Genomic DNA, 18,238 nt, shown 5'->3' on the forward strand with positions numbered 1-18,238 from the left:
TGGTGTATTAAAAAATCCGTTACACCTTCAACACCAACTTGCCGAAATTCTCGCCGCTGAACAATTTCATCAGCGTCTCCGGGAATGTCTCCAGTCCCTCGACAATATCTTCGCGACTCTGCAATTGCCCCTTGGCCATCCAGCCGGCCATTTCCTGCCCGGCGGCGGCGAATTGCGCGGCGTAGTCCATCACCACAAAACCTTCCATGCGCGCGCGATTGACCAGCAGCGACAGGTAGTTGGCCGGGCCCTTGACCGCTTCCTTGTTGTTGTACTGGCTGATCGCGCCGCAAATCACCACCCGCGCTTTCAGCGCCAGACGACTCAACACCGCGTCGAGAATGTCGCCGCCGACGTTATCGAAATACACGTTCACGCCTTTCGGGCATTCGCGCTTGAGCCCGGCGTGGACGTCTTCGTTCTTGTAATCGATGACGCCGTCGAACCCCAACTCATCGATGAGGAACTTGCACTTGTCTGCGCCGCCGGCGATGCCGATCACCCGGCAACCTTTGATTTTGGCGATCTGCCCGGCAATGCTGCCCACCGCACCTGCCGCGCCGGACAGCACCACGGTGTCGCCGGCCTTCGGTGCGCCGACGTCGAGCAGCGCGAAATAAGCGGTCATGCCGGTCATGCCCAGCGCCGACAAATAGCGCGGCAGCGGTGCCAGTTTCGGGTCGACCTTGTAGAAGCCGCGCGGCTCGCCGAGGTAATAATCCTGCACGCCGAGGGCGCCGTTGACGTAGTCACCGACGGCAAACCCCGGATTGTTCGACGCGACGACTTTGCCTACGCCCAACGCGCGCATTACCTCGCCGATACCGACCGGCGGGATGTAGGACTTGCCCTCGTTCATCCAGCCACGCATGGCCGGGTCCAGCGACAGGTATTCGTTCTTCACCAGGATCTGACCCGCCGCCGGCTCGCCGACCGGTACTTCTTGATAGGTGAAGGTTTCGCGGGTCGCCGCGCCGACCGGGCGTTTGGCGAGCAGGAATTGGCGATTGGTCTGGGTAGTCATGACGGGCACTCAAGCTGAATGAAGCTTTGTTGATAGCCGTTCGTGGCCCATGTCGCAAGGTTGGCTGACGCGGCGAATGCACTCCGATCCAGTGCAGTGATAGTTGCGCGGGCGCTTTTATCACTGCAACGCATGGCCGCTCAACCGGGCTTCTGATAGTGCTGCCGCGCGATGCGTCGCTGTGGCTAGACTGCGAAACACGCGATCCCCGCACCTTCTTTCGAGGACATAACAATGAGCATGACGTTTTCCGGCCAGGTCGTCGTAGTCACCGGCGCTGCCAACGGCATCGGCCGCGCCACGGCCCAGGCCTTTGCTGCCGAGGGCTTGAAAGTGGTGGTCGCCGATTTCGACACGGCGGGGGGCGAGGGCACGGTGGCGCTGATTCGTACAGCGGGCGGCGAAGCGTCTTTCGTGCGCTGCGACGTAACGGTGGAGAGCGAGGTAAAAAATCTGATGGATGAGGTGATCAATACCTACGGCCGTCTCGACTATGCCTTCAACAACGCCGGGATCGAGATCGAAAAAGGCAAACTGGCTGACGGCACGCTCGACGAGTTCGACGCGATCATGGGCGTCAACGTCAAAGGCGTGTGGCTGTGCATGAAGTATCAGTTGCCGCTGTTGCTGGCGCAGGGCGGTGGCGCGATCGTCAATACCGCGTCGGTGGCCGGCCTCGGCGCGGCGCCGAAAATGAGCATCTACGCGGCCTCCAAGCATGCGGTGATCGGCCTGACCAAATCGGCGGCGATTGAATACGCGAAGAAGAAAATCCGCGTCAACGCCGTGTGCCCGGCGGTTATCGACACTGACATGTTCCGCCGCGCCTACGAGGCCGATCCGAAGAAAGGCGAGTTCGCCAACGCGATGCACCCGGTCGGGCGAATCGGCAAAGTCGAGGAAATCGCCAGCGCAGTTTTGTACCTGTGCAGCGACGGCGCAGCGTTCACCACCGGGCATTCGCTGGCGGTGGATGGCGGCGTTACCGCGTTTTAACCTTTTGCCAATAACCCCTGTGGGAGCGAGCTTGCTCGCGATGAGGCCATTCCAGTCAACATCAATGGCGCCTGATACGCCGCCATCGCGAGCAAGCTCGCTCCCACAGGAATCTTCATCAAGCACGAGCAATGTGTTTCAAATAGTTAGAACCGCTGTTTTTGACGGCGTTGTCGCACAGCCCTGTCCGCACTCCTGTGATTAACTGCGCGCAGCAAAACGGACAGGAGTTTGCGTGCTCATGGAATTGAGAATTGACCGACAGGCAATGGTGCCGGTCGTACAGCAAATCGTCGACGGATTGGCGAGCTGGATCGCTCAAAGCGAAGTCCCGCCCGAGACTCGCTTGCCCTCCGTGCGACAGATCGCGCGGCTCAATCTGCTCAGTCAATCGAGTGTCGTCGAAGCGTGTGAACGGCTGGTAGTGCAGGGCGTTCTGGCCTCGCGTCCGGGTTGTGGCTTCCAGGTCGCAACGTCGCTGGCGGTGGCCCCGGAGACCTTGGACCTGCCGCGATTCGAAGGCATGCACAGCCTTTGCAGCGCCAGCCTGTCGGGCGAGTTGCTGCTGGGCTGCGGCGGGTTGCCCGAGAGTTGGCGCGAGACTGATGACCTCAGCTACGCGATCCGCGAGGTCACGCGAACCGACATGGCCGGCCTGTTCAATTACAGTACGCCGCTGGGATTGCTGCCGTTGCGCCAGCAGATTCTCCAACGCCTGAAACCGCTGAATATCGTCGCCACTGAATCGTCTGTCATGACCACCGCCGGGGCCAGCCAGGCGCTCGACCTGATCGTGCGCACGTTGCTCAAACCCGGCGATTGTGTGGTGGTGGAAAGTCCGGGTTTTTCGCATTTGTTCGATTTGCTCAGGCTGCACGGCGTGCGCATGCTTGCAGTGCCGCGTACGCCGACTGGCCCGGATACCCGAGTGCTCGAGCGTTTATGCCGCGAGCACAGCCCGCGCGCGATGTTCATCAATAGCTTCCACCACAACCCGACGGGCAGTTGCCTGACAGCCGTGGTCGCGCAAAAAATTCTGCAGTTGAGCAGGGCGCACGGTGTGCTGGTGATCGAGGACGATGTCTACGCGGACATGCACCACGCGCCCGGCACACGTCTCGCGGCGCTGGATGACGAGGCGCGGGTGATTTACGTCGGCAGCTTTTCGAAAACCCTCAGCAGTTCGTTGCGCGTGGGTTTTGTGCTGGCGGGGGCAGGGCTGATTGCGCAGCTGGCCGAGGTCAAGATGGTCAGCAGCATGGGCGGCTCACGGTTTTGCGAGTCGGTGCTGGCCAATCTGTTGAGCGCTGGCGCCTATCGCAAATTGGTTCAGCGCCAGCGTCAGCGCTTGAGCATGGACCGTGCCGCTGCGCTGCAATTGCTCGAAGATGCCGAGTGGGAAGTGTTCGGCAAGCCGGTCGGTGGCCTGTTCATCTGGGCGCGATCTACCCGTTGCGACTACGCTCAGCTGCGCACACTGGCGCGGCGATTTGGTGTGCTGTTGTCGTCCGCCACCGCGTTCAGCCCGTGTGGCGAAGCCAGTTCGTGGCAGCGGATCAACGTGGCGTATGCCTGTGATCCAAGGGCGCGGAGGTTTTTCCAGGCCAGCGCTGGGGATCGACCTAAAACGTTCTGAAAACGACGCGGGCGTAGCTTTTTGCCATTATTCCGACGCCAGAGACTTGTGCTGGCACAGGCCCGTTGCGAATCTCCATCTACAGACTATGGCAGGGGACTACGCGCAATGATTTCGGCCGTGCAAGGACGTTTTGCCAACCTCGGTATGGCGAAAAAACTGGGCATCGGGTTTGTCCTGGTGCTGTTGTTGACCGCCGTGGTGGCAGCCATTGGCGTATGGTCCCTGCAAACCATCAGTCAGCGTTTCGATGGGCTCAAGCAGATGTCTTCGCTCAACAGCGAGTTGCTCAAAGTGCGTTTGCTGGAACAGGACTACGCGCTGCACAACAACCCGAAAACTGCGGACGCGTTGCGTAAGGGCGTCGATGAGTTGGTCGCTCTGGCCAACCAATTGAAAGCGCAATCGGCGGCCAATGTGCCGGTCATGAACGATGTCGAGCAGTCGCTTGGCGCCTATCGCAAGGCGTTTGACGAGTTCGTCTCATTGACCCAGGCCAAGGACCTCGCTCTGGAAATGGCCAGTTGGTCGGTGTCGAGCGTAGCCAATAACCTCGACGTGTTGCAGGCCGGGCTGGCTGACGATGGCGCTTATACCTTGAAGGAATCCGAGGGCAAGGACGGCGCGCAGTTCATTGAGCAGGCCAGTCAGGTCAGCCAGGTTTCGCAGTTGATGTTGCAAGCCATGAACGAGGCCCGAGTGCGCCTCGACCAGAGCCGCAAGGGCGATGACGACAGCGCCGGCAAAGGCAAGATCGAGCAGGCTGATCAGGCGTTGGCGCAAGCCGAACAACTGAAAACGTCGGTCAAGGATGAGGGTTATCAAACGGTGCTCAACGAAGTGGCCGGGCATATCGCCGGATTCAGCGAGAAACTGGCGGAGTACACCGGGCTGCTGGCTCAGGAAAAAACCGTCTACGAACAATTGCATCAGCGCGCCGCTCAGGTGGTAGCGCGCGTCGATCAGGCGTATGTCGCCGAAGATGCGGCGATGCAGGCTGAATTGAAGAAAAACTCATTGTTGATCATTGCTTCTTCGGCGCTGGCGCTGTTGGTCGGGTTGATCGCTGCGTGGGTGATTACCCGGTTGATCGTCGCGCCGTTGCGCAGCGTTATTCGCGTCGCGCAGCAGATTGCGGCGGGGGATTTGAGTGCGACGGTGGAGGTGACCCGGCGTGATGAGATCGGCCAATTAATGCTGGCGATGCAGCAGATGGGCGCGGGGCTGAGCAGTATTGTCAGTGGGTTGCAGGCGGGGATCGAGCAGTTGGCCAGTTCGGCGCAATCGCTGTCGGCGGTGACTGAGCAGACCAACCTGGAGGTCAGTAGCCAGAAGGAAGAAACCGAGCAGGTGGCGACGGCGATGAATCAGATGACTGCCACGGTGCATGACGTGGCGCGCAATGCCGAAGAGGCCGCGACCGCAGCGCAGACCGCCGACGACAAGGTTGAGAGCGGGCAGCAGGTGGTGCGCCAGAGTATGGCGCGGATCGAGCAGTTGGCGGATTCGGCGACCTCGGCGAGTTCGAGTATCGAGAGTTTGAGTGCCGAGATTCAGAATATCGGCACGGTGTTGGGGGTGATCAAGAGTGTTGCCGAGCAGACTAATCTGTTGGCGCTGAATGCTGCGATTGAGGCGGCGCGGGCGGGTGAGCAGGGCCGGGGTTTTGCGGTGGTGGCGGATGAGGTGCGGGCATTGGCCAAGCGTACTCAGCAGTCGACGGAGGAGATTGAGCGGTTGGTTTCGGCGTTGCGTTCGGCGGCGCAGTCGTCGGTGCAGCAGATTCGCAGCAGCGGTGAGTTGGTGAAGTTGGCGGTGAGTGATGCTTTGCAGACGGAGAGTGCTTTGGGGAGTATTGCGGCGGCGGTGTCGTTGATTCAGCAGATGAATCAGCAGATTGCGGCGGCGGCGGAGCAGCAGAGTTCGGTGGCCGAGGAGATTAATCGGAGTGTCACGAGTATTCGGGCGAGTGCGGATCACTCTTCGCTGGCGATGCGCGGGAATGCGGCTTCGAGTATTGAGTTGGCGCAGTTGGGGGTGGAGTTGAAGGGAATGGTTGGGCATTTTCGGCTTTGATGTTTTGGGCATGGCGGCTTTAGCGCCGACCAATCCCTCCCAGATTCACCCCGTCCCCTGTGGGAGTGAGCCTGCTCGCGATGACGTCTTCAAACCCCACCATTCCCTCTCGAATGTACTCATCCCCACATACCAACTTCTCGCCAGGAAGTGAGAGGCGCAATGCCTCTCACTGTTTTGCCCGGCCGTCACCCAGGCGGGTGGTAGTTGTCCAGTACCCGATTGACTGCCAATTCTCCCATCATGATCACTTGCTGCAGCGCCACGATCGAATCGCGATGCCGCGCATCTATCGAGTTCGCGATGTCGTTGGCCATGGCGCTGGCCGATGCAAACGAGGTGCAGGCTTGTACCAGCAATGTCTCGTCGTCGACCGAGGGGCCGATGACGAAAATGCCGTACGGTTTGCGGGATGATATCTGCGTTTTCTGTGTCCCGCTGCCGATGTAGTGGCTCAGCGCCCGGTCTGCTGCGGCTTGCAGTTTTTTGGGGTCAAGGCAGGCGTCGTAGGGTAATGGATCGGTGTGCGGCGGATTGGGCGTTACTTTGAACATATTGATTTTTCCAAAGTTGGGGCCGCGACCATTCCCGACTAAAAGAAGGGAGGCGGCTGTACGCAGGTTAGTCGACCGGTGGAATCATCAAAAGACCGGCGCGCCCTAGGACGCCCTGCGCACAACCACCATCAAGTGCAGGCATGGAAATACCTGATTGATCGAGGGCTAATGCACCTAGATGAAACCTTCGGGCGACTAAACCCGACCACTGATGAGCAGCGGCAGGGAAACAATAGGGCTCAAGGGCAGGGCGCACAAGCCAGCGGATTCTGTCTTAGTCGTAGGTAAAGGCACAAGGTTTTGTAGCCTTCAGGACGTTTCTGCGCGTGTCGTTAAACGGATCTTTTTAAACGTGTTTATACCGATTCGCCTGCACCTGTGACAGGCATCGGCAGGGGCCGAAACGCAAAACGCCCGGTGCAATGCACCGGGCGTCAAGGTGTTACAGGAAGCCAGCGACGATCAGTCGTAAATCGCTTTTTTCTTCCAGTCCGCATCAGCCTCAACGTCTTTCAGGCCTGAGGTGAGTTGATTGACTTCGTCTTCGGCCGGGGCGTTTTGGTCCATGACTTGGGCGTTGACGCGGGCCAGGAGTTTTTCCAGGTATTCGAGTTGTTCGGCGTAGATCTGCGGTTCCTGCTGTTTGCGCAGGTATTGCACGCCGCGTTCGAAGGCGAGGCGGGCCTGGCCGGGTTGGCCTTGTTGCAGGGAGTGCTGGCCGAGGTTGTTGAAAAATTCGATGTGCAGCAACACGAGGATGTGGCGGACTTCGCGGATCCAGCGCTTGGCTTCGTTGGTCGGCAGAAAGCCGTCTTGCGCGGCGCGGGTGATTTGGCCGTGGAGGGCTTCGAGCAGGAAGCGCACGTCTTTGGCTTTGGCTTCGGTCTGGATCGGTGCCGGCGGGTTGTTCACCGGGAGCGATTCGCCTTGGGCGACCAGAGCGTTAAGTTCGATGATGCGGGCCTTGAGCGCAGCGTTGTTTTTTTCCAGGTTTTGCAGACGCTGGCAGACGTTCAGCTCCAGACGGGTCAACAGCAGCTTGAGCGCAGGGTTCATCAACTGACCGGGGAAGGTCTCGGTGATTTCGCCGCAGCGACGCATACGGTCGTTGAGTTCAACCTTGGTACGGGCCTTTTCCAGCTTATTGTTTTCCACCACATGGTTCATGTAGCCAATGGCGATCAATAGTGCGATCCCGGCTACAACTAGCAGGGTGATCATGAGTGGTGTCACCGGTAAGACCTCTTTATTGGGTTCGCGTGCGAGTGTAGTGGCTTGGCGTGGGGGCGCATAGCGCCGCTCGACCAGTTGGAGCAGCCGGACTCTACTGTTTATCGGCCGTCGTCGCGCTTATATAAGCAGCGGCGTGCACGTTGCACATGGCCATCATTGTTGCAGGCGGACTATAACGCCTTGATCGGCGCCAGAATATAGGCGCCAAACACCGAGCGACGGAAAACCCTGATTCGCTGCTCAAAGCAGGGCGAAGTCATTGATTTAAATAAATTTATATCAAGGGGTTGACGACCCCTCAATCCATCCATAGAATGCGCGCCACTTACAGCGTAAAGCACACAGCGAAACGCGGTAGGGAGTGAATGTTGTACGTGTGTCCCCTTCGTCTAGTGGCCTAGGACACCGCCCTTTCACGGCGGTAACAGGGGTTCGAGTCCCCTAGGGGACGCCATATGCGGGAATAGCTCAGTTGGTAGAGCACGACCTTGCCAAGGTCGGGGTCGCGAGTTCGAGTCTCGTTTCCCGCTCCAATTTTAAACAGCGTTGCTTTCGGGCAGCGCTGAGTGAAACCAGAACCGACATCTTCGGATGCGGATTTGGGCACTGAAATACACACCATGTGTTTCAGTTAGCGTGTCCCCTTCGTCTAGTGGCCTAGGACACCGCCCTTTCACGGCGGTAACAGGGGTTCGAGTCCCCTAGGGGACGCCATTTGCGGGAATAGCTCAGTTGGTAGAGCACGACCTTGCCAAGGTCGGGGTCGCGAGTTCGAGTCTCGTTTCCCGCTCCATATTCAACAAAAACGCCGCTCACTGAGCGGCGTTTTTGTGTGCGCTCGATTTATCCCAAACCTGCCAAAAAAGGCCCGCCAGTCTGACTGGGCGGGCCTTTTGCGTGGTGCATGTCTCGTCGTGAATAAGCTTTACATCGACAAAATCAGGCGCCCGGCGAACAGGATCAGAATCACCCCCATGCTGCGTTCGAACCAGTGCCCCATGCGCATGAACAACAGGCGCACCCGGTTACTGGAAAAAAACAGCGCCACAATCACGAACCACAGCGCGTTCACAAAACACATCCACACGCCGTACAGCGCTTGAATGTTCAGCGGCGTCGTGGCGCTGATGATGGTGGTGAAGATCGCCAGAAAAAACAGCGTGGCTTTCGGGTTGGTCGCGTTGGTCAGGAAACCCGTGGTAAACGCTTTAAACAGCGTCTGCTCGACCACCGGTTCGTCCGTGACTTTTTCCCCTTCAAGCACGGTTTTCGGTTTACTGCGCAACAGGCTGACACCCAGATAAAGAATGTAGGCACCGCCCACGACCTTGGCCACGGTCAACAGCCACGGCGTGGTGTGCATCAGCGCGCCGACGCCGAGCAGGGTGTAAAGCACGTGCACGGAAATCCCCGCGCCGATGCCCAGCGCAGTGCAGATGCCTACCAGCCGACCGAAACGTACGCTCTGGCGGATGGTGACGGCAAAGTCCGGTCCGGGGGCGACGACGGCCAGAAAGTGAATGGTCGCCAGTGCCAGAAACTCGCCCAGGTAATTCGAAAACATCTCAACTCCAGAAAGTAAGGGGTGAAGCGTTGCCGCGATAACCGACAAAAAAGGACAGGCTCAAACGCGGATCTGCCACGCCCGGCGTCACCGAGTGCATGCAGCGCGAGTTGAACATGATGAAATCGCCCGGATCGGGGCGTACCTCCAGGGTCGGAGGGCCGAGCAGTGCCGGGTCGATGCCGTAGCTGTCGCCACGCATTTCATCGAACTGGTCGGGGGTGATGGGGTGGTCCCACATCTGCAACGCGCCGCCCTCGGTCGGCATGTTCAGGTAGACGTTGCAGGCGAACTGCGCGTCGAGGCTGCGCGCCTGAAAACTGTCCGGGGCGTCCTTGGCGAAGATGTCGTGGTGGGCGAGAAAACACACGCCGGGCTTCACCACGCGCGACAGGCCGATGTACATTTTGCGCCCGTAGAGGTTTTCCAGATGCGCGCCCGCCGGCCAGGTCTCGTCGAGCATGCAGCGCAGCGTGTCGACGGGGGAGGCGTAGGGCGCGCAGCGGTTGCGCAGTTCTTCGATGTTGCTGGAGGCGCGGGCGAAATAGTCTTCGATCAGCAGCGGCTGGTTTTCCGCTTCATAAAACGCCATGCCAATGCGACCGATGCTCGGCGCGTTGATGTAGCCCTCGAAACCCGGCGCAAGAATCTTGTCGCCAATCTGCACCGCCAGCGGCTGGGGCAAAAAGCCTTTGACGCGAACGGCCAGCACTTCTTCGTTGGCGAGTTTTTTTATGCACGTCTCATCGAGACGCTCGACGTCAAGCATCATGTTTTTAGGTCCATCTATCGAATAGTCAACGGAGCTCGCGAATGCGCGCCCCTCCGGCGCCGGGCGATGACATTGGCGCCATCGCGCAAAGCTCAGTCCGCGCGTCAGTCCACGTGGTAATGGACGGACAACGTGCCCTTTTTCTGTGCAAGGGAGTCGATCGTTACCGTGCCCAAATCCTTCAGGCTCCGTACATGCGTGCCGCCACAACCGTAGGCCGGCAGGTCGCCGAAACTGATTTCCCGAGCGCCTTCGCGCAGTGACGTCAGGCGCGGCAGGTCGGCGGCAATCCACTGTTCGATGCCGCGTTGAACCGTTTCCACGTCGAGTTCTTCAGCCGATTCGGCTGGTTTGAATTGCACCCGGCTTTCGCCCGGCCAGTGGTGCGCCTTGATCGGCATCCAGTCGCGCGCCTGAATGAAATGCCCAATCAGGTGACCGGCCGAGTGCAGGCGGGCGTTGAGTTGGCGGCGTTGTTCGTCGACGCGGATCTGGATCATCCCGAGTTGTACCGGGTGGTCGACGTAATGGACGATCCGCTCGGGATCCTGAGCCACGCGCAGCACCTGGCTTTCACCGATCCAGCCAATGTCCGACGGCTGCCCGCCGCCCTGTGGGTGAAACAGTGTGGCGCGTAAAACCACCGCGTATTCATTCTCGTGGGGCGTGCAGTCGAGGACTTCCACATTGGCCTTGAGGTCATCACTATGGAAAAAGAGGCGAAGCGTCATATTCCATGCCCTTATTAAAATTTCTGTTTTTATTATATGAAGCGTGGAATTGCGTGATAATCCGTTCAAACATCAAAGGACTGTTGCGCTGTGAGCATAAATCTACCGCTGCCGTTGTTGGGTGAAATGGCGATTTTCGTCAAAGTTGTCGAGACCGGCAGCTTCTCCGAAGCCTCTCGCCAATTAGGCTCGTCGCCATCGGCGGTCAGCCGCAGTATTTCGCGTCTGGAGAAAGCGTTGAACACGCGCTTGCTGCAGCGCACCACGCGTAAATTGCGCTTGAGTGATGGCGGCGAAGAAGTGTTCAAACGTTGCCAGGAAATGGTCAGCGCGGCGAAATCAGTGATGGAAATCAGCGGCCAGTTCAACCACGAGGCGGAAGGTCTGGTGCGGGTCAGCGTGCCGAAAGCGGTGGGGCGCTTTGTGATTCACCCGCATATGCCGGAATTTCTGCGGCGTTATCCCAAAGTCGATGTGGAGTTGTTGCTGGAAGATCGACAGGTGGATTTGATCGATGACAATGTTGATCTGGCGATCCGCATCACCGATCGCCCGCCCGCCGGATTGGTCGGGCGGCAATTGCTGACCATCGACCATTTGCTTTGCGCCACGCCGCAATACCTCGCCGAACACGGTACGCCGACCCATCCTCACGACTTGCTCAATCACAGCTGCATCTACCTGGGCGAAACCCCGAGCGATGCTCGCTGGAAATTCAAGAAGGGCAGCAAAGCGGTAACCGTCGGAGTGCGTGGACGCTATGCGGCCAACCACACTGGCGTGCGGCTCGGCGCGGTGTTGCAGCACATTGGCATTGGCAGCTTGCCGTATTTCACCGCGCGTTATGCGCTGGAGCAGGGATTGATTGTGCAGGTGCTGCCGGACTGGACGTTCCTCGCGTCCTACCATGGCGGTGCGTGGTTGCTGCATTCGCCGACGCGTTATCTGCCGCCCAAGCTTCGGGTGTTGATTGATTATCTGGTGGAGTGTCTGGAGAAAGAGCCCACGCTGAGCAAGCCGGGGAAGCCGAGTGCCTTGGGCAAGGTTGCGGCTGAGTATGAGTTGCCGGAGAGTGACGGATTGCTTTGACTGACGCCTTCGCGGGCAAGCCTCGCTCCTACAGGGATCGCGCATAACCTGTAGGAGCGAGGCTTGCCCGCGAAGGCGCCCTCATTAACGCCACAAAAAAAGGCCCGCATGTTCACCATGCGGGCCTTTTGCATTGCTGATCCGGGATCAGTGCTTGCTGTCGTCGTTCGACATCGCCAGCAGCTGTTTTTCCTGATTCCAGTCAAACGGTTCGTCGTTCTGCTCAGCTTCGAAACGACGCTCTTCCAGAGCCTGATACAGATTGATTTCATCGTCAGGCATGTAATGCAGGCAGTCGCCGGCGAAGTACCAGAGCAGGTCGCGCGGTACCAGGTGGGCGATTTGCGGATAGCGGGTGGTTACCTGGCAGAGAATGTCCTGACCCAGGTATTGGCTTTCGATCGGATCGACCGGCAGCAATGCACGTAATTCGTCGAAGCGCTCCAGAAACAAGGCATGGCTTTCTTCGGGAACCTGTTCGGCCTCACCTACGGCGACCAGGATGCTGCGCAAGTGGTCAAGCAAGACGAGATGGTCGGCAACGACATTGGACACGAGATAAGTCCTCAAGAGCAAAACGGGCGCGGGAGTATAAAGCTCCCGCACCGGTTTTTACAGGATCAGCGGACCTTTCCGTCGGCCAGCGCCAGTTCTTCCTTGTCGAAATCATCGACATCAATGACTTTGCGGCGCGCCAGTTCGGCATCACGCAGGGTCTGCGCTTCGGCCGGTTGCAACACGCCGGCTTCCAGTGCGGCATCAATCGCGTGTTCGCCGGCAGTCGGTTTGACCTGACCGCTCTTGAGCGCGACGTGCAGCTTTTTGTGCAACGGCTGCGCGCTGTTCAGCAGATTGCACGCATGTTGCAGCGCGCCAACCGCGTCATCAGCCGACTGCGGACGGTAGCAACCGCCGAGCAACTCTTCGAGGGTTGGATCGCCCTTGGCCCGGCCAATCACCGCAGCCACTTCGGCGCCGAGTTTGTCCGACGGACCTTTGTGGCGACGGCCGAACGGGAACACGATCACCCGCAGCAGGCAACCCAGGATCTTGTTCGGGAAGTTGCTCAACAGTTCGTCCAACGCCCGCTCGGACTGACCGAGGCTTTCTTCCATCGCCCAGTTGAACAGCGGCGCCATGTGGTCCGGCGAATCCAGATCGTGATAACGCTTGAGCGCGGCGGAGGCGAGGTACATGTTGCTGAGCACATCGCCCAGACGCGCCGACAGTCGTTCGCGACGCTTCAGTTCGCCGCCCAGCAGCATCATGCTGAGGTCGGCGAGCATGGCGAATGCTGCAGCCTGACGGTTGAGCGCGCGGAAGTAACCTTGGCTCAGTTTGTTGCCCGGCGCGTGTTCGAAGTGGCCGAAACCGAGGTTCAACACCAGCGTGCTGGCAGCGTTGCTGACCGCAAAACCGATGTGCTGGAGCAGCAGACCGTCGAATTCCTTGAGTGCCTGATCCTTGTCTTCACGACCGGCCAGCGCCATTTCCTTGAGTACGAATGGATGGCAGCGAATCGCCCCTTGGCCGAAGATCATCAGGTTGCGCGAGAGGATGTTCGCACCTTCCACGGTGATGAAGATTGGCGCGCCATTCCAGCTACGGCCCAGATAGTTGTTCGGCCCCATGATGATTGCTTTGCCGCCGTGCACGTCCATCGCGTGGCTGATGCACTCCCGGCCGCGTTCGGTCAGGTGATATTTGAGGATCGCCGACAACACCGACGGTTTCTCGCCCAAATCCACCGCGTTGGCGGTCAGCATGCGCGCGGCGTCCATCATCCAGGCGTTACCGCCGATGCGCGCCATGGCTTCCTGGATACCTTCGAATGCCGACAGCGGCACGTTGAACTGTTCACGTACCTGCGCGTATTGGCCGGTGACCAGACTGGTGAACTTGGCGGCGCCAGTGCCCACCGCCGGCAGCGAAATGGAACGCCCGACCGACAGGCAGTTCATCAGCATCATCCAGCCTTTGCCGAGCATTTCCTGGCCGCCGATGAGGAATTCCAGCGGAATGAACACGTCTTTGCCGGAGTTCGGGCCGTTCATGAACGCCGCGCCGAGCGGCAAGTGACGACGGCCGATTTCGACGCCAGGGGTTTCGGTCGGGATCAGCGCGAGGCTGATGCCGAGGTCTTCCTTGTCACCCAGCAAGTGATCCGGGTCATAAGCCTTGAACGCCAGACCGAGCAGGGTAGCGACCGGGCCGAGGGTGATGTAGCGTTTTTCCCAGTTCAGGCGCAGGCCCAGGGTTTCATGACCTTCCCATTCGCCTTTGCAGATGATCCCGGTGTCGGGCATCGCCCCAGCGTCGGAGCCGGCCAGCGGCCCGGTCAGTGCGAAACACGGAATGTCATCGCCGCGCGCCAGGCGTGGCAGGTAGTGATTGCGTTGTTCGTCGGTGCCGTAGTGCAGCAGCAGTTCAGCAGGGCCGAGCGAGTTCGGGACCATGACGGTGGAGGCGAGATCGCCGCTGCGGGTCGCCAGTTTCATCGCGACCTGAGAGTGGGCGTACGCGGAGAAGCCTTTGCCGCCGAATTCCTTGGGAATGATCAGCGCAAAGAAGCCGTTTTCCTTGATATGCGTCCAGGCTTCAAGCGGCAGGTCCATGTCCTGGCCGATCTGCCAGTCGCTGACCATCGCGCAGAGTTCTTCGGTCGGGCCATCAATGAAAGCCTGTTCCTCTTCGGTCAGTTGGACTTTTGGATAGGCCAGCAACTTGTCCCAGTCCGGACGACCGCTGAACAGCTCGCCGTCCCACCACACGGTGCCGGCATCGATGGCGTCGCGTTCGGTTTGCGACATCGGCGGCAGGGTTTTCTGAAACCAGCTGAACAGCGGCGCGCTGAAGTATTTGCGGCGCAGATCGGGCAGCAACAGAGGCGCCGCCACTGCAGCGATCAGCACCCAGAGAATCAGCAACAGCCAACCCGGTGCATGGCTGAAGGCGCCCATCGCCAACACGTAAACAGCCACAATGCCCAACGCCGGCAGCGGGGCGACGCGGCGGTGAGCCAAATAGGCCACTCCGACGATCAGAACCAGTATCCACAACAACAGCATATTTAATCCTCCGTGACACCAGGGCAAAACCAACCTTCAGAGCTTAGACGGCATCCGCAAAACAGTGTGGTCAGACCGATGTGATTGATATCGTGGGAAACCTTGGACGGGTTTTGTAAGAACTGTGGGCAACAGCCCTGGGAAAACGTTCGCGGGGTTAGCGGCAAAGCGCCCATGTTTGGCCGAATCGTCGTTATCTGTGTGCTGAAGGTGTCGCTAGACTTGAGGCTCCCCCAGGAGATCGCCCTCATGCACGAGTATTTGAATCCCGGTCGCTTCATCGATAGTGACCACCCCGCGGTGGTGGAGTTCGCCGAAAAGCATCGCGGCGTCAGTCGCGATCCCGTTCAGCAGGCGATCAATCTGTATTACGCGGTGCGCGAGGCCGTGCGCTACAACCCCTACACCTTCAGCCGCGACCCAGACACCTTGCGTGGCAGTTACGCGCTGGCGGCCGGCGAAAGTTATTGCGTGCCCAAAGCGACCCTGCTGGCGGGATGTGCCCGGCATTGTGGGATTGCCGCGCGTATCGGTCTGGCCGATGTGCGCAATCACCTGTCGACGCCGCGCTTGCTGGAATTGCTCAAGAGCGATGTGTTCGCCATGCACGGTTACACCGAGTTGTATTTGAACGGGCGCTGGGTCAAAGCCACGCCGGCGTTCAATCAGGGTTTGTGCGAATTGTTCAACGTGGCGCCACTGGAATTCGATGGCGTCCACGACAGCGTTTTCCATCCCTTTAATCGCGAAGGCGAGCAGTTGATGGAGTACCTGGTGGACCACGGTCAGTTCGCCGACGTGCCTGAGACATTCTTTTTCGAACACCTGGAAAAGTGCTATCCGCACCTGTTTGGCGATCATTTGCCCGCGCTCCTCGGTGACATGCGTGGCGACATGCAGGGTGATTTGAGTCGCGCCTGATCCGGCGTATGCTGCCTGCGCATTCATCCATAAAGAGGCGGTCATGCTGAAGATCTGGGGTCGGAAAAACTCGTCGAATGTGCGCAAACCACTGTGGGCCGCCGAAGAACTCGGCCTCGCCTACGAAGCCATCGATGCCGGTGGTGCGTTCGGTGTCGTGGACACGCCGCAGTACCGGGCGATGAATCCCAATGGCCGGGTGCCGGTGATTGAGGACGACGGTTTTGTCCTGTGGGAATCCAATGCCATCGTGCGTTACCTGATGGCGAAACACGCCAGCAACACGGCGTGGTATCCGCAGGATGCTCAGGCTCGCGCGACCGCTGACAAATGGATGGACTGGACCACTTCAAGTTTCGCCGGCCCGTTCCGCACGGTGTTCTGGGGTGTGTTGCGCACGCCGAAAGATCAGCAGGACTGGCCCGCCATCCATGCGGCGATCAAGGAATGCGAAGGTTTGCTGTCGATGGCCGATCAGGCGTTGGCAAACCAACCGTACCTGTCCGGCGCCGAAATCGGCATGGGCGACATTCCGCTGGGCAGTTTCATTTATGCCTGGTTCGAGATGCCCATCGAGCGCGCGCCGCAGCCGCATCTCGAAGCCTGGTATGCCCGGTTGAAACAGCGTCCGGCGTTCCAGAAAGCGGTCATGACCGCGTTGACTTAATACTCACTATCGACACACTTGACTGTACTTGTGTGGCGGCGACACGCACCATTGCGCTCCTGCGCCGCGGTTGTATTCGTCGCCGCCCGCCCTTATTTATTCCTTTCTTCCCTTCTTGGTGCGTAATCAGATATGAGTTCCGCTCTGTCCATCCGGCAGCTAACCAAAACCTACGGCAACGGTTTCCAGGCCTTGAGTGGTATCGATCTGGACGTCGCCGAAGGTGACTTTTTTGCTTTGCTCGGCCCTAACGGCGCCGGCAAATCCACCACCATTGGCATTCTCTCGACCCTGGTCAACAAGACCAGCGGCACGGTGAATATCTTCGGCCACGACCTGGACAAGAACCCTGCGCAGCTCAAGCGCTCGATTGGCGTGGTGCCGCAGGAATTCAATTTCAATCAGTTTGAAAAGACCTTCGATATCGTCGTGACGCAGGCCGGTTATTACGGCATCCCGTCGAAAATCGCCAAGGAACGCGCCGAGCAATACCTCACTCAGCTCGGTCTCTGGGATAAACGTGATACGCCCTCGCGGTCACTGTCCGGCGGGATGAAACGGCGTTTGATGATTGCTCGCGCGCTGGTTCACGAACCGCGTCTGCTGATCCTCGACGAACCGACGGCAGGCGTGGACATTGAACTGCGTCGTTCGATGTGGACCTTCCTCACTGAACTCAACCAGCAAGGCATCACCATCATCCTCACCACGCATTATCTGGAAGAGGCTGAGCAGTTGTGCCGCAACATCGGGATCATTGACCACGGCACCATCGTCGAGAACACCAGCATGAAAACGCTGCTCGGTCAGTTGCACGTGGAAACCTTCCTGCTCGACATCAAGAACACCTTGACCACACCGCCGCAGTTGCTCGGTTACCCGACCAAGCTGATCGATGGCCATACGCTTGAAGTGCAGGTCGACAAAGCCATGGGCATCACCGCGCTGTTCACCCAGTTGGCGCATCAGAGCATCGAAGTGCTGAGCTTGCGCAACAAAACCAATCGCCTCGAGGAGTTGTTCGTGTCCCTGGTGGAGAAAAATCTGTCGAAGGTGGCGGTATGAGTTCCGAGCTGCAACCCAATCTCGTTGCCCTCAATACTATCGTTTACCGTGAGGTCCGGCGCTTTACCCGGATCTGGCCGCAGACGCTGCTGCCGCCAGCCATCACCATGGTTTTGTACTTTGTGATCTTCGGTAACCTGATCGGCAAGCAGATCGGGGGCATGGGTGGCTTCACTTACATGGAGTACATCGTGCCGGGGCTGATCATGATGTCGGTGATCACTAACTCCTACGGCAACGTGGTGTCGAGTTTCTTCGGCAGCAAGTTCCAGCGTTCCATCGAGGAACTGATGGTCTCGCCGGTGTCGCCGCACACGATTCTGATCGGCTACACCTTGGGCGGCGTGCTGCGCGGTTTGATGGTCGGGGTCATCGTGACGCTGCTGTCATTGTTCTTCACCGATTTGCAGGTGCATCACCTCGGCGTGACCATTCTGGTGGTGGTGCTGACGGCGACGATCTTCTCGCTGCTGGGCTTTGTCAACGCCGTGTTTGCGCGCAACTTCGATGATATTTCGATCATCCCGACGTTCGTGCTGACGCCGCTGACCTATCTGGGCGGGGTGTTCTACTCGATCTCGCTGCTGCCGCCGTTCTGGCAAACCGTGTCGCTGGCCAACCCGGTGCTGCACATGGTCAACGCCTTCCGTTACGGCATCCTTGGCGTGTCGGACATCAAGATCAGCGTGGCGATCACCTTCATGGTCGTGGCGACCGTGGTGTTGTACGTCGCTTGCGCGCGGTTGCTAGTGAGTGGGCGCGGCATGCGCACCTGATCTGCGACCGAGTCGTCTGCTTCGCGGGCAAGCCTCGCTCCTACGGGGGCGAACGCTGAACCT

16 protein-coding genes, 4 tRNA genes and 1 pseudogene are annotated in these 18,238 nt (G+C 59.1%); 13 read left to right on the forward strand and 8 right to left on the reverse strand.

The window, feature by feature from the left end:
• Nucleotides 1-19: 19 nt before the first annotated feature.
• Entirely contained in the window at nt 20-1,024 is a 1,005-nt protein-coding gene (locus BLU01_RS21270) for an NADP-dependent oxidoreductase (RefSeq protein WP_092279196.1), read from the reverse strand.
• 234 nt (nt 1,025-1,258) lie between these two features.
• On the opposite strand from BLU01_RS21270, the gene BLU01_RS21275 reads away from it, so the two are divergent.
• The 4 genes and pseudogenes from BLU01_RS21275 (at nt 1,259) to BLU01_RS28410 (ending at nt 5,732) form a co-directional block, all read left to right on the forward strand.
• Nucleotides 1,259-2,020, forward strand: a complete 762-nt coding sequence (locus BLU01_RS21275) for an SDR family oxidoreductase (protein ID WP_092279198.1) — start codon at nt 1,259-1,261, stop codon at nt 2,018-2,020.
• Nucleotides 2,021-2,261: 241 nt separating this feature from the next.
• Nucleotides 2,262-3,656 carry an aminotransferase-like domain-containing protein gene (locus BLU01_RS21280; RefSeq protein ID WP_092279200.1) on the forward strand — a complete coding sequence of 465 codons (1,395 nt, stop codon included), beginning with the start codon at nt 2,262-2,264 and terminating at the stop codon, nt 3,654-3,656.
• A gap of 147 nt (nt 3,657-3,803) precedes the next feature.
• Nucleotides 3,804-4,871 (forward strand): annotated as a pseudogene (locus BLU01_RS28405) (HAMP domain-containing protein); the annotation flags it as partial.
• Complete coding sequence (locus tag BLU01_RS28410) at nt 4,869-5,732, forward strand: methyl-accepting chemotaxis protein (RefSeq protein ID WP_373562284.1); 864 nt, start codon at nt 4,869-4,871, stop codon at nt 5,730-5,732. The pseudogene BLU01_RS28405 and the gene BLU01_RS28410, both read left to right, overlap by 3 nt.
• 188 nt (nt 5,733-5,920) lie before the next feature.
• Here BLU01_RS28410 and BLU01_RS21290 read toward each other — a convergent pair whose 3' ends face one another.
• Both BLU01_RS21290 and BLU01_RS21295 read right to left on the reverse strand, forming a co-directional pair.
• On the reverse strand, nt 5,921-6,286 hold the full coding sequence (locus tag BLU01_RS21290) for a DUF6124 family protein (protein WP_092279204.1): 366 nt from the start codon (nt 6,284-6,286) through the stop codon (nt 5,921-5,923).
• 465 nt (nt 6,287-6,751) lie between these two features.
• A complete protein-coding gene (locus BLU01_RS21295; protein ID WP_178076517.1) occupies nt 6,752-7,510 on the reverse strand; it encodes a hypothetical protein in 759 nt (252 codons plus the stop codon).
• 390 nt (nt 7,511-7,900) lie between these two features.
• Here BLU01_RS21295 and BLU01_RS21300 point away from each other — a divergent pair.
• The 4 genes from BLU01_RS21300 (at nt 7,901) to BLU01_RS21315 (ending at nt 8,315) form a co-directional block, all read left to right on the forward strand.
• Nucleotides 7,901-7,976: transfer RNA gene (locus tag BLU01_RS21300), tRNA-Glu, on the forward strand.
• 3 nt (nt 7,977-7,979) lie between these two features.
• Nucleotides 7,980-8,055: transfer RNA gene (locus BLU01_RS21305), tRNA-Gly, on the forward strand.
• Between the two features lie 105 nt (nt 8,056-8,160).
• Nucleotides 8,161-8,236 (forward strand) — tRNA-Glu (locus BLU01_RS21310).
• 3 nt (nt 8,237-8,239) lie between these two features.
• Nucleotides 8,240-8,315, forward strand: a tRNA-Gly gene (locus BLU01_RS21315).
• Between the two features lie 132 nt (nt 8,316-8,447).
• Here the strand turns inward: BLU01_RS21315 and BLU01_RS21320 are convergent.
• The 3 genes from BLU01_RS21320 to BLU01_RS21330 all read right to left on the reverse strand — a co-directional run bounded on the left by BLU01_RS21320 (nt 8,448) and on the right by BLU01_RS21330 (nt 10,589).
• Complete coding sequence (locus tag BLU01_RS21320) at nt 8,448-9,086, reverse strand: LysE family translocator (protein WP_092279208.1); 639 nt, start codon at nt 9,084-9,086, stop codon at nt 8,448-8,450.
• Nucleotide 9,087: 1 nt separating this feature from the next.
• The gene (locus BLU01_RS21325; RefSeq protein WP_092279210.1) at nt 9,088-9,858 is read right to left on the reverse strand and encodes a 2OG-Fe(II) oxygenase; all 771 of its coding nucleotides are present in this window, start codon (nt 9,856-9,858) and stop codon (nt 9,088-9,090) included.
• A gap of 104 nt (nt 9,859-9,962) precedes the next feature.
• Nucleotides 9,963-10,589 carry an alanyl-tRNA editing protein gene (locus BLU01_RS21330; protein WP_092279212.1) on the reverse strand — a complete coding sequence of 209 codons (627 nt, stop codon included), beginning with the start codon at nt 10,587-10,589 and terminating at the stop codon, nt 9,963-9,965.
• A gap of 90 nt (nt 10,590-10,679) precedes the next feature.
• Here BLU01_RS21330 and BLU01_RS21335 point away from each other — a divergent pair, with 90 nt between their 5' ends.
• Nucleotides 10,680-11,678 (forward strand): LysR family transcriptional regulator, encoded by a 999-nt coding sequence (locus BLU01_RS21335; protein WP_092279214.1) that lies wholly within the window; start codon nt 10,680-10,682, stop codon nt 11,676-11,678.
• Between the two features lie 147 nt (nt 11,679-11,825).
• Here BLU01_RS21335 and BLU01_RS21340 read toward each other — a convergent pair whose 3' ends face one another.
• Both BLU01_RS21340 and BLU01_RS21345 read right to left on the reverse strand, forming a co-directional pair.
• Nucleotides 11,826-12,233: a PA2817 family protein gene (locus tag BLU01_RS21340; RefSeq protein WP_092279216.1), complete on the reverse strand. Its 408-nt coding sequence runs from the start codon at nt 12,231-12,233 to the stop codon at nt 11,826-11,828.
• A 65-nt stretch (nt 12,234-12,298) separates the two neighbouring features.
• The gene (locus BLU01_RS21345; RefSeq protein ID WP_092279218.1) at nt 12,299-14,746 is read right to left on the reverse strand and encodes an acyl-CoA dehydrogenase; all 2,448 of its coding nucleotides are present in this window, start codon (nt 14,744-14,746) and stop codon (nt 12,299-12,301) included.
• Nucleotides 14,747-14,995: 249 nt separating this feature from the next.
• Here BLU01_RS21345 and BLU01_RS21350 point away from each other — a divergent pair, with 249 nt between their 5' ends.
• From BLU01_RS21350 to BLU01_RS21365, 4 genes are all read left to right on the forward strand, one after another.
• Nucleotides 14,996-15,667 (forward strand): transglutaminase-like domain-containing protein, encoded by a 672-nt coding sequence (locus BLU01_RS21350; RefSeq protein ID WP_092279220.1) that lies wholly within the window; start codon nt 14,996-14,998, stop codon nt 15,665-15,667.
• 43 nt (nt 15,668-15,710) lie between these two features.
• Entirely contained in the window at nt 15,711-16,334 is a 624-nt protein-coding gene (locus BLU01_RS21355) for a glutathione S-transferase family protein (protein WP_092279222.1), read from the forward strand.
• Between the two features lie 132 nt (nt 16,335-16,466).
• Entirely contained in the window at nt 16,467-17,399 is a 933-nt protein-coding gene (locus BLU01_RS21360) for an ABC transporter ATP-binding protein (RefSeq protein WP_092279224.1), read from the forward strand.
• The gene (locus BLU01_RS21365; protein ID WP_092279226.1) at nt 17,396-18,175 is read left to right on the forward strand and encodes an ABC transporter permease; all 780 of its coding nucleotides are present in this window, start codon (nt 17,396-17,398) and stop codon (nt 18,173-18,175) included. Before BLU01_RS21360 ends, BLU01_RS21365 begins: the two co-directional genes overlap by 4 nt.
• Nucleotides 18,176-18,238 lie beyond the last annotated feature (63 nt).

The sequence above is a fragment of the Pseudomonas prosekii genome (assembly GCF_900105155.1).
Taxonomy (GTDB): Bacteria; Pseudomonadota; Gammaproteobacteria; order Pseudomonadales; family Pseudomonadaceae; genus Aquipseudomonas; species Aquipseudomonas prosekii.